Origin of the sequence: Pseudonocardia sp. McavD-2-B, assembly GCF_024124365.1 — a bacterium.
GTDB classification, from domain to species: Bacteria; Actinomycetota; Actinomycetes; order Mycobacteriales; family Pseudonocardiaceae; genus Pseudonocardia; species Pseudonocardia alni.
Genome location: NZ_JAMXSG010000233.1, coordinates 1 through 9,654, shown reverse-complemented (window position 1 = coordinate 9,654; position 9,654 = coordinate 1). Strand labels below are relative to the sequence as shown.

Sequence of the window (9,654 nt, the reverse complement as noted above, 5' to 3'; positions counted from 1 at the left end):
CGGGCTGGCGCTCGCCGTCGCCGGCGCGACGCTGCTCACCGAGTCCGCCGCCGGGCGGCCGCGCCCGGTCGACGTCGCGGGGATGGTGCTGCTCGCCGCCGGGCTGACGGTGCTGCTCGCCGGCCTCACCGAGGCCCGGCGGCTGCCGGTCACCACCACGACCGTCGTGCTGCTGGTCGCCGGGGCGGCGCTGCTGGCGGGGTTCGTCGCCGTCCAGTTCGTCGTCGCGCACCCGATGGCGGGGCCGGAGCTGTTCCGCCATCCCGGGCTGGTCGCGGCGACCGTCGCGAGCATGGCCACCGGGCTCGGCATCATCTCGCTGAGCTCCTACCTGCCCGCGCTGCTCGCCCCGGTGCACGGCACCGCCCCCGCGACGGCGGCGCTGCTGCTGCTCGGCTGGTCGGGCACCAGCATCGTGACCGCGCTGCTCACCCGCCGGATCAGCGAACGGGTCACCGGCGGGGTCCGTCTCGGCGTGGGCCTGCTGGTCATGACGGCCGGTCAGCTCGGGCTGCTCGCGACCGGTTCCGGCACCGGGGCGGTCCTGGCCGCGCTCGTCGTCGTCGGCGTCGGCACCGGGGTCGTGAACGCGACGCTCGGCCGCGAGGCGGTCGCCTCGGTGCCGCCGGACCGGGCGGGCACCGGTAGCGGCATCAACAACACCACCCGCTACCTGGGCGCCGCCGTCGGCGTCACGCTGACCTCGGTGCTGACCTCACCGGCGGGCGACGAGCCGGTGCCGGTGCTGCTGGCCGGCTGGCACGTCGCCGTGCTGGTCGCGACCGGGTTCACCCTGCTCGGCGCACTCATCGCGCTGGCCTGCGCCCGCTCGGCAGCCCGCCCCCCGGTCCCGGCGCCGCAGGGTTGACGGCCGGTGCCGCGGCGAGCAGCGTGCGGGGACGTGACGACCCTGCTGGTGATCGGATTCGACCCGGCGCGGATCCCCGGGTACGACCCGGCGCCCGTGCTCGCCGCCCTGGAACGGGGCCGCGACGCCTACCGCGCGGCCGGGATCGAGGCGACCGAGGTCCTCGTCGGGCCGGACGGTGAGCTGCCCCGGATCACCGCGGCGCTGACCGCCCGCCGCTACGACTGCGTGCTCGTCGGCGGCGGGCTCCGGAAGCCCCCGGAGTGCCTGGAGCTGTTCGAGCGGGTGGTGAACCTGGTGCACCGGCACGCGCCCGGCTCGGCGATCGCGTTCGGCACCTCGCCCGTCGACGGAGCCGAGGCCGCCCTGCGCGCGCCGGCCGCCGCATGAGGGTGGGGGAGCGGGTCGCCGACGCCCTGGCCGCAGGCCGCCCGGTGCTGGCGTGCGAGTCGACGATCGTCACCCACGGCCTGCCCACACCGCGCAACCTCGCCGTCGCCCGGGAGGCCGAGGAGCTCGTCGGCTCGCTCGGCGTCGTCCCGGCGACCATCGGGGTGCTCGACGGCGAGGTCGTCGTCGGGCTGACCGGCGACGAGCTCTCCCGGCTGGCGGGATCCCCCGGCGTGGCGAAGCTGTCCGCCCGGGACCTGCCGGTGGCCGTGGCGACCGGCGCGAGCGGGGGCACGACGGTCGCGGCGACCGCGCACCTCGCCCACCGGGCCGGCATCCGGGTGTTCGCCACCGGCGGGCTCGGCGGGGTGCACCGCGGTGCCGCGCGCACCTTCGACGAGTCGGCCGACCTGCCCGCGCTCGCCGCGCTGCCGCTGGTGGTGGTGAGCGCCGGGGTGAAGTCGGTGCTCGACGTGCCGGCCACCCTGGAGCGGCTGGAGACCCTCGGTGTCACCGTCGCCGGGTACCGCACGCACGCCTTCCCCGGCTTCTACGTCGCCGACTCCGGGCACCGGGTCGGCCAGCGGGTGGAGTCGCCGGAGCAGGCCGCTGCGGCCTGGCGGGCCGCCCGCGACCTCGGCTTGCCCGGGGCGCTGCTGGTGGCGAACCCGGTCCCGGCCGCCGAGCAGCTCCCGCCCGATGTCCATGACGCCGCCCTGGCCGACGCCCTCGCCGCGCTCGACGGGGCCGGGATCGGCGGACAGGACGCGACGCCGTTCCTGCTGGCGCGGGTCCGCGACGCGACCGGCGACGCCAGCCTGGAGGTCAACGTCGCGGTGTACCGCCACAACGTGGCACTGGGCGCCCGGATCGCCACCGCCCTGACGGGGCGGTGACGTGCCGGTGGCTCCTCAGACGACGGGCGTGATCGCCCGCAGCGCCTCGGAGCCGCGTACGGCCGTGGTCAGGTCGGCCAGCGCCCGCCCGTGCGCCGCCGCGAGCTCCGCGGAGGCCTCGGTGAGGGTGTTGCGGTCCACGTAGCCGGAATGGTCGAGGTAGAGCCCGGGGGACAGAACCTGGACGGCGAAGAACCCGGCCAGCACCGACCGCAGCCCGTCGACGGCGAGGAAGTGGTGCCCGCTCGCGCCGGTCAGCACGACCGCGGCCGCCTTGCCCTGGAGCGGGGCGGTCTTCTCGCCCCACTTCCCGCGCTCGGTGGCCTCCAGAAGCGCCCGCAGCGACGCCGTGTGCCCGGCCCGGTAGACCGGGCTGCCGAACACGACGGCGTCGGCGTCGGCGAAGGCCGCGGTGACCTCGGCGACTGGGGTCTGCGACAGCTCGACCAGGGCGGTGTCGGCCCCGGTGCCGGCGAGGATCCCGGCGACGGCGGCCGCCGTGCGCCCGCCCGGCTCCGGGCCCGCGACGACCCCGATGATCCGGCCCACGGTGCCGCTCACGACTCGGCCCGCGGGGTGAGGGCGTAGGTGCCGCGGTGGAACAGCAGCGGCAGCCGCTCCGGGTCCGCGCCGAGCGCGTCGACCCGGGCGACGACGATCGTGTGGTCGCCGCCGTCGTACTCGTTCCACAGGGTGCAGTCGACCCAGGCGCCGACGCCGTCGAGGACCGGTGAGCCGGACGGGGCCGCCTCCCAGGTCACCCCGGCGAACTTGTCGACCCCGGAGCGGGCGAACCCGGCGCTGTGGTGCTCGTGGTCGGCGGCCAACACGTTCACACAGAACCGGCCCACCTCGCGGATGCGCGGCCAGGTCGAGGACCCGCGTGACGGCGCGAAGCTCACCAGTGGCGGGTCCAGCGACAGCGACGCGAAGGACTGACAGGTGAACCCGATGGGCCCGTCCGGGCCGATCGCGGTGACGACGACGACGCCGGACGCGAACGCGCCCAGTGCGTCGCGCATGGACTCCGGGGTCACGACAGAGGTGACCGGTCCGGGGAGGGAACGCGACATGACCCGACCCTAGGCGGGGACGGTGCGCTCGGCCAACGATCCGGCCCCGGGTGGCGGGGAACACGCCGTGCCGTGTCGCGGCCGCCACCGTGTCGCCGTGACCGCTCCGGAATCGATCCGGTAGAACTCCCCGTGCCGTGCATCCCGAACTCGTGGGGAGCCCCGGGGTGCCCGAGACGGCAACGGCCGGCGGAGCGATCGCTCCGCCGGCCGTCCTTCACCGGGGGCCGGGTGGGGGGACGCCCGGCCGGCCCGGGTCAGCTCGCGTAGGCGCGCAGCTTGTCGGCGCGCTCGCCGACCCGCAGCTTCGACATGACCTCGCGCTCGATCTGACGCACCCGCTCACGGGAGAGCTTGAAGGCGCGGCCGATCTGGTCGAGCGTGTGCGGCTGGCCGTCGTCGAGGCCGAAGCGCATCCGGATGACCTTCTGCTCGCGGTCCTCCAGGGTCGACAGCACCCGGCGGAGGTCGTCGTGCAGCAGGCTCGAGATCACGGTGTTCTCGGCGTCGGTCGCCTCGGCGTCCTCGATGAAGTCACCGAGTGGCGCCTCCTCCTCGGACCCGACCGGCATGTCCAGGCTCACCGGGTCGCGGGCGTGGTCGAGCAGGTCCTGGATCTTGTGCTCCGGGATCCCCGACTCGGCCGACAGCTCGGCGTCGCTGGGCTCGCGGCCCTGGCGCTGGTGCATGTCCCGCTTGATCCGGGCCAGTTTGTTGACCTGCTCCACCAGGTGCACGGGCAGCCGGATGGTGCGGGCCTGGTCGGCCATGCCCCGCGTGATGGCCTGCCGGATCCACCAGGTCGCGTAGGTCGAGAACTTGAAGCCCTTGGTGTAGTCGAACTTCTCCACCGCGCGGATCAGGCCCAGGTTGCCCTCCTGGATCAGGTCCAGCAGCGGCATCCCGCGCCCGGTGTAGCGCTTGGCGAGCGAGACCACCAGCCGGAGGTTCGCCTCCAGCAGGTGGTTCTTGGCCAGCAGCCCGTCGCGGACGACCGCGCGCAGGTCGCGGCGGTACTGCAGGTCCAGCCCGTCCAGCGTGCCGTCGGCGGCGGCGGTGTCCAGCCGGTGCTGGGCGAACACGCCGGCCTCGATGCGCCGGGCGAGCTCGACCTCCTGCGCCGCGGTCAGCAGTGCGGTCTTGCCGATCCCGTTGAGGTAGACGCGCACCAGGTCCGCGGCGGGACTCTGGGCGTCGAGATCCTCCGCCACCGCGGCCGCGGCACCGGGTACGGTGGCTTCCAGTGCGGTGCCTCCGTCGCCGTCGGTGCGACGGCGGGAGCTGCGAGCGACCTTGGGGGCGGTCCGCTTCGCGCCGGACGACGACACGGTGGCGCGAGCGGGGGCCTCGGTCGTGAGGCGCGGGCCGGGTACGGCCGGAGCGGTCGTGGTCACCGTCATGTGCATTTCCTCCCCTGCGCGGGCTGCGGCGGGCGATTGATGGGCCTCGCCGCTTGCCCTGTACGGGGTCAACGCAGCCGTTCCGGGGATCGTTCCCACGACGAGGCCCCGCAGGCCGGAAATGTGCCTGCGGGGCCGTGTCGTCGGTCACATGCAGTTGCGGTTCTCTCAGGGTCCTCTTAGAGAGCGACCCGGCCGGGCGTACCGGTCAGGGTGCGGGCACCCGCGGGGTGTCCCGCGGGTCGGCCACGGCGCGGACGCTGCTGCGCCGCCGCGACGCCTTGCCGGCCCCGGTGTTCTTCTTCGACGGCACCGAGTGGCCGTAGACGGTCTCCATCAGCACCGGCCAGTCGTGGCGCAGTGCGTCACGGCCCATGAACAGCCCCAGGTGGCCCGCGGTCGCCGTCCGGTAGGTGACGTCCGCGGCCGGGGTCCCGACCTTCTCCGCCGCCGCGAACAGCTGCGGGGCGGGGGTGATGTGGTCCGCGGAGCCCGCCAGCAGCAGCAGCGGGCAGCCGATCGCCCCCATGTCGACGGTCCGGCCGTCGACGGTGAGCGTGCCCTTGATCAACCGGTTCTTCCAGAACAGGTTCTCCACCAGCCACAGGTAGAACGCGCCGGGGATGTCCTGGGTGTACTTGAACCAGTCCTCGAACACCCGGTAGCGCTCGACGTGGGTGGGGTCGTCGATGTTCTCCAGCAGCTGCAGCTGCCGGGAGATCTCCGACTGCGGCTGGATCGAGATGAAGTTCGACAGCACCGCCGAGCCCGGCATGTTGCCGCCGCCCGCGGCGACCAGCGCCTTGTACGGCGCCATCCCCATCGTCCCCGCCATCAGCCGGGTCGAGGCGGCGATCACCGACTCGCCCGCGTGGAAGTCGATCGGCGCACCGGCCAGGGTCAGGGTGTTGACCCGGTCCGGGTGCAGCGCGGCGTAGATCGTGGCCAGCCAGCCGCCCTGGCAGTCGCCCACCAGGTTGGCCTTCCCGCCCATCCGCCGGATGGAGCGGTCGATCACCTCGAGGTAGTCGGTGATCGTGACGTTCTTCGTCGCGGTCGTGGCGGGCCGCCAGTCCAGCGCGTAGACCTTCGTCAGGCCCGAGGCGCGGATCATGGCGATCTGGCTCTGCTGCGGCGAGTAGTCCACGACGGTCGAGGAGTGGCCGGCCTGGGGCGGCAGCACCAGGGTGGGGACCACGTCGTCGTCGCGGTGCTCGGCGGCGGTGAAGTCACGCAGCGACGCGAACGGCGTCGACAGCACGACCTCGTTGGCCAGGTGCCAGGTCGGCTCGCGCCGGTCGGCCATCGCCGAGATCCACAGCAGCCCGCGCCGGGCGGCGTCGCCGGGCCGGGCGATCCGCTGGACCGCGTCGATCCAGTAGGCGCCGGTGGCCCGGCCGACCTCGGCCACCACCTTGGTCAGGTTCCGGGTGTTGTACGACACGAGGTACCGGAGGGGGTCCGGCCGGTCGTCGCTCCCGGTGGCCGCGGCCACGGGGGTCTCGGGAAGGGCACGCGGTCCGTGCTCCCTGGAGGGTGCGGACCGTCGGGTGATCGCCGTGCTCATGGGCCTCTCCCATCAACTCTGATGACCGGGGGCTATCCGGGTTACCGAACGGTAAAACGCGATCGGTATGCCAAGCAAGCGCTGGCCTACTCCGGAGTAGTGCTTGCTTCGCTTAGAGCAGGTGAGAGGCCTTACAACAATCCGGGGCTGCCTACCGGTGAGTACGCGGTCACCATGTGTCCATCCCGTTGCGCCTCCCGTTCCCTGAGGGAGCGCGGGAACCCAGGCACGGAGACCGAACCGGCCGTCAGGAGTGACGAACAGTGACCACGCAGCCCGTATCCCAGCCCGAGTCCGAGAACGGCAGCGCCGCCGCGTCGAACCAGGCCGCGGAGGTGCTGCGACGGCAGGCGGCCGGTCTCGTGCGGGACCTGCGCGAGCTCGCCAGCCCCGAGGGGCTCGCCGCCAAGGTCGACCCGGTCGGCTTCGGCGGGGCGCTCGGCGAGGCCGCCCGCTCGCTGGTCACCCGGCCCGGCGCGGTGCTGCGCACCGGTCTGGGCTTCGGTGTCGACTCGGCCAAGGCCGTGTCCGCCGCGGCCGCGCGTGCCGTCGGCCGGACGACCACAGGTCCGGCGTCGCTGCCCGAGAAGGACAAGCGCTACGCCGACCCGGCCTGGGAGGGCAACGCCTGGTACTACCTGGCCCGCCAGGAGCACACCCTGCTCGCCGACCGGCTGACCGAGCTGTCGCAGGCCGCCCGCGTCTCGCCGACCGCGCGCCGCAAGCTGGACTGGCTGGTCGGCCAGATCGTCGAGGCGCTGGCCCCGCCGAACGCGGTCGTCACCAACCCGGCCTGGCCGAAGAAGATCGTCGAGACCGGCGGGCTGAACATCGTGCGGGGCGCGCGCAACATGCTGCGCGACGCCGTGCAGAACCAGGGTATGCCGCGCCAGGTCACCCCCGGCGCCTTCCAGGTGGGCAAGGACCTCGCGGTCACCCCGGGCCACGTGGTCTTCCGCAACCGGCTGATCGAGCTCATCCAGTACGAGCCGCAGACGGACAAGGTCCACGAGATCCCGCTGCTCATGAGCCCGCCGTGGATCAACAAGTACTACATCATGGACCTCGCGCCTCAGAAGTCGCTGGTGGAGTGGGCGGTGCAGCACGGCCACACCGTCTTCATGATCAGTTACCGCAACCCGGACTCGTCGCTGGCCGACGTGACGATGAGCGACTACCTGCAGGAGGGCCCGGTCACGGCCCTGGAGGTCGTCCGCGAGATCACCGGCCGGGACACGGTCAACGTCGCCGGGCTCTGCCTGGGCGGCGCGTTGTCCGCCGCGATGACGGCGTGGCTGGAGGCCAAGGGCGACCAGCACGTCAACTCGCTGACCCTGATGAACACGCTGCTCGACTACTCCGGCCCGGGCCAGCTGGGCGTGTTCACCGACGAGAAGACGGTCGACCGGCTCGAGCGGAGCATGCGTAAGGACGGGTACCTGCCCGCCACCAGCATGAAGACGACCTTCGACCTGCTGCGGGCCACCGACCTGGTCTGGAACTACGTCGTCAACGACTGGATGCTCGGCGAGGACCCGAAGCCGTTCGACATGCTGACCTGGAACTCCGACTCCACCCGCATGCCCGCCGCGATGCAGACCGAGTACCTGCGCACGCTGTACCTGGAGAACCGCTTCGCCGAGGGCAAGCTGGAGCTCGCGGGGGAGCGGCTCGACGTGGCCGACATCCGGCCCGACAGCTACATCGTCACCGCCGAGTCCGACCACATCGCGCCCTGGAAGTCGGTCTACACCGGGGCGTCGAAGCTCGGGGGCACGGTGCGGTTCGTGCTGTCCAACTCCGGGCACATCGCCGGCGTGGTCAACCCGCCGTCGCCGAAGTCGCGGCACTGGTTCGGCGAGAGCGACGACCTCCCGGCCCGCGCCGAGGACTGGCGCGACGACGCCACCGAGCGCAAGGCCTCCTGGTGGGAGGACTGGACGCCGTGGATCGCCGAGCGCGCGGGCAAGGAGGTCGCGGCGCCCAAGAAGATCGGGTCGGACGCGCACCCGCCGCTGGAGCCCGCTCCCGGCCGTTACGTGCTGCGCGGCTGAGCCGCCACCCGGACCCCGCCGCCGCCCCGGTGATCACCGCTGGTCACCGGGGCGGTGCCGTGTCCAGGATGGATGGTCGTCTGCGCTGTCCACTGTCGACGCTGCATCGGATGCGTGCGCAACCGCCGTCCGGCGGGGAGAATGCGTCGCCATGGACCGCGTACGTTCTGTGCCCGCGCGCCGGCGACCGCCGCGCGGACCCCTCCGGGCGGGGACGCCGTGAGCCGCGCGGGGGAGGCCCCCACGCACGGCGGGCGCCGGCCGCGGAGCGCCGGGGAGACCGCCGCCGACGAGCTGCGCGAGAACGGCCGCCGGGCCGCCGAGGACGCGTGGAGTGCACAGGTGAACGCCCTGGGCGGGTTCATCCGGGCGCAGCGCCAGATGGCCAAGCTCTCGCTGCGCGAGATGGCGGCGATGACCAAGGTGTCCAACGCCTACCTCAGCCAGGTCGAGCGGGGGCTGCACCAGCCGTCGCTGAAGGTGCTGCGCTCGATCGCCGACGCGCTGCACCTCAACACCGACCAGATGCTCAGCCGGGCCGGCTGGTCGGTCGGCGACCCGGACGTCGCGGGCGACGCCGCCCCGGCCGAGCAGGCCGCCCCCGTGGCCGAGTCGCCGCCGGGTGTCGAGGCCGCGATCGAGGCCGACGCACGGCTGTCCGACGAGCAGAAGGCGGCCCTGCTGGGGGTGTACCGGAGCTTCGCGCAGCGGGACTGAGCTGCCGTGCTTGACATACTTAACGGGCGTGCGTAGTTTTCTTGGCATGCCGGGGTGCACGTCAGCACCCCGTCCACGCCGAGAAACGTCTCCCGGGAGGGAAGCACCGATGACCGCCTCCACCGAGCAGTTCGTCGACATCGCCAAGCGGGGCCAGGACCTGGTCACCGAGTCCGTCCGCGGGTGGACCGAGGCCGCGAGCGGCCTGGCCCGCCAGTTCGGCGCCGGTGACCGCCCGCAGCTGCCCGACGCGGGTGCCGCCGTCGAGCGCGTCTTCGACTTCTACGAGCAGGTGCTCGGCCACCAGCGCGAGTTCGCCCGTACCGTCGTCGGCGCGGGCACCTCGGTGTTCGACCAGGTCACCGAGCAGGCCACCAAGGCCGCCGAGGCCGTGACCGAGCACGCCGGGCGCAGCACCGAGGCCGCCGCGGAGAAGACCGCGCGCGCCACCCGGAGCGCCGCCGGCAAGTGACCCCGCCCGACGACGGCCCCCGCCCGGCTCCCGGGTGGGGGCCGTCGTCGTGTGACCGGGTCGCGCTGTCCCTGTCCGCCGGTCCGCGCGAGGGTGGTCCCATGAGATGCCCTGTGTCAACCCGCCGCTTGTTGATCTTCGAGGAGGCGTTGGAGGGCGCGGTGTCGGGTGGGGTCGTAGGCGAGGTTGTCCTGCCAGCAGTGCCAGATGACGAACA

At 73.4% G+C, this 9,654-nt stretch carries 10 protein-coding genes; 6 read left to right on the top strand and 4 right to left on the bottom strand.

The window, feature by feature from the left end; all coding sequences use genetic code 11:
- The 3 genes from NH602_RS23735 to NH602_RS23725 form a co-directional block, all read left to right on the top strand.
- Positions 1 to 868, top strand: an 868-nt coding sequence (locus tag NH602_RS23735) for an MFS transporter (RefSeq protein WP_253068945.1), incomplete at its 5' end; no start/stop codon positions are given.
- 33 nt (positions 869 to 901) lie between these two features.
- On the top strand, positions 902 to 1,258 hold the full coding sequence (locus NH602_RS23730) for a hypothetical protein (protein ID WP_253068944.1): 357 nt from the start codon (positions 902 to 904) through the stop codon (positions 1,256 to 1,258).
- A complete protein-coding gene (locus NH602_RS23725; RefSeq protein ID WP_073577055.1) occupies positions 1,255 to 2,154 on the top strand; it encodes a pseudouridine-5'-phosphate glycosidase in 900 nt (299 codons plus the stop codon). Before NH602_RS23730 ends, NH602_RS23725 begins: the two co-directional genes overlap by 4 nt.
- Before the next feature lie 15 nt (positions 2,155 to 2,169).
- On the opposite strand, the gene NH602_RS23720 is transcribed toward NH602_RS23725, so the two are convergent.
- The 4 genes from NH602_RS23720 to NH602_RS23705 all read right to left on the bottom strand — a co-directional run bounded on the left by NH602_RS23720 (position 2,170) and on the right by NH602_RS23705 (position 6,194).
- Positions 2,170 to 2,715 carry an NAD(P)H-dependent oxidoreductase gene (locus NH602_RS23720; RefSeq protein ID WP_253068943.1) on the bottom strand — a complete coding sequence of 182 codons (546 nt, stop codon included), beginning with the start codon at positions 2,713 to 2,715 and terminating at the stop codon, positions 2,170 to 2,172.
- Positions 2,712 to 3,227 carry a flavin reductase family protein gene (locus NH602_RS23715; RefSeq protein WP_253068942.1) on the bottom strand — a complete coding sequence of 172 codons (516 nt, stop codon included), beginning with the start codon at positions 3,225 to 3,227 and terminating at the stop codon, positions 2,712 to 2,714. The genes NH602_RS23720 and NH602_RS23715 overlap by 4 nt, the downstream gene beginning before the upstream one ends.
- 257 nt (positions 3,228 to 3,484) lie before the next feature.
- Complete coding sequence (locus NH602_RS23710) at positions 3,485 to 4,633, bottom strand: sigma-70 family RNA polymerase sigma factor (protein WP_226356376.1); 1,149 nt, start codon at positions 4,631 to 4,633, stop codon at positions 3,485 to 3,487.
- Positions 4,634 to 4,835: 202 nt separating this feature from the next.
- Positions 4,836 to 6,194 carry an alpha/beta fold hydrolase gene (locus NH602_RS23705; RefSeq protein WP_253068941.1) on the bottom strand — a complete coding sequence of 453 codons (1,359 nt, stop codon included), beginning with the start codon at positions 6,192 to 6,194 and terminating at the stop codon, positions 4,836 to 4,838.
- A gap of 263 nt (positions 6,195 to 6,457) precedes the next feature.
- Between NH602_RS23705 and NH602_RS23700 the strand changes: the two genes are divergently transcribed.
- The 3 genes from NH602_RS23700 to NH602_RS23690 all read left to right on the top strand — a co-directional run bounded on the left by NH602_RS23700 (position 6,458) and on the right by NH602_RS23690 (position 9,437).
- Positions 6,458 to 8,248: an alpha/beta hydrolase gene (locus tag NH602_RS23700; protein ID WP_083658881.1), complete on the top strand. Its 1,791-nt coding sequence runs from the start codon at positions 6,458 to 6,460 to the stop codon at positions 8,246 to 8,248.
- A gap of 219 nt (positions 8,249 to 8,467) precedes the next feature.
- Entirely contained in the window at positions 8,468 to 8,965 is a 498-nt protein-coding gene (locus NH602_RS23695; protein ID WP_253068940.1) for a helix-turn-helix domain-containing protein, read from the top strand.
- A 109-nt stretch (positions 8,966 to 9,074) separates the two neighbouring features.
- Positions 9,075 to 9,437: a hypothetical protein gene (locus NH602_RS23690; RefSeq protein ID WP_062402515.1), complete on the top strand. Its 363-nt coding sequence runs from the start codon at positions 9,075 to 9,077 to the stop codon at positions 9,435 to 9,437.
- Positions 9,438 to 9,654 lie beyond the last annotated feature (217 nt).

Coding starts and splice junctions, on each gene's coding strand:
- NH602_RS23715 (WP_253068942.1), bottom strand. CDS start 3,227: ATGTCGCGTTCCCTCCCCGGACCGGTCACCTCTGTCGTGACCCCGGAG.
- NH602_RS23710 (WP_226356376.1), bottom strand. CDS start 4,633: ATGCACATGACGGTGACCACGACCGCTCCGGCCGTACCCGGCCCGCGC.
- NH602_RS23690 (WP_062402515.1), top strand. CDS start 9,075: ATGACCGCCTCCACCGAGCAGTTCGTCGACATCGCCAAGCGGGGCCAG.
- NH602_RS23705 (WP_253068941.1), bottom strand. CDS start 6,194: ATGAGCACGGCGATCACCCGACGGTCCGCACCCTCCAGGGAGCACGGA.
- NH602_RS23725 (WP_073577055.1), top strand. CDS start 1,255: ATGAGGGTGGGGGAGCGGGTCGCCGACGCCCTGGCCGCAGGCCGCCCG.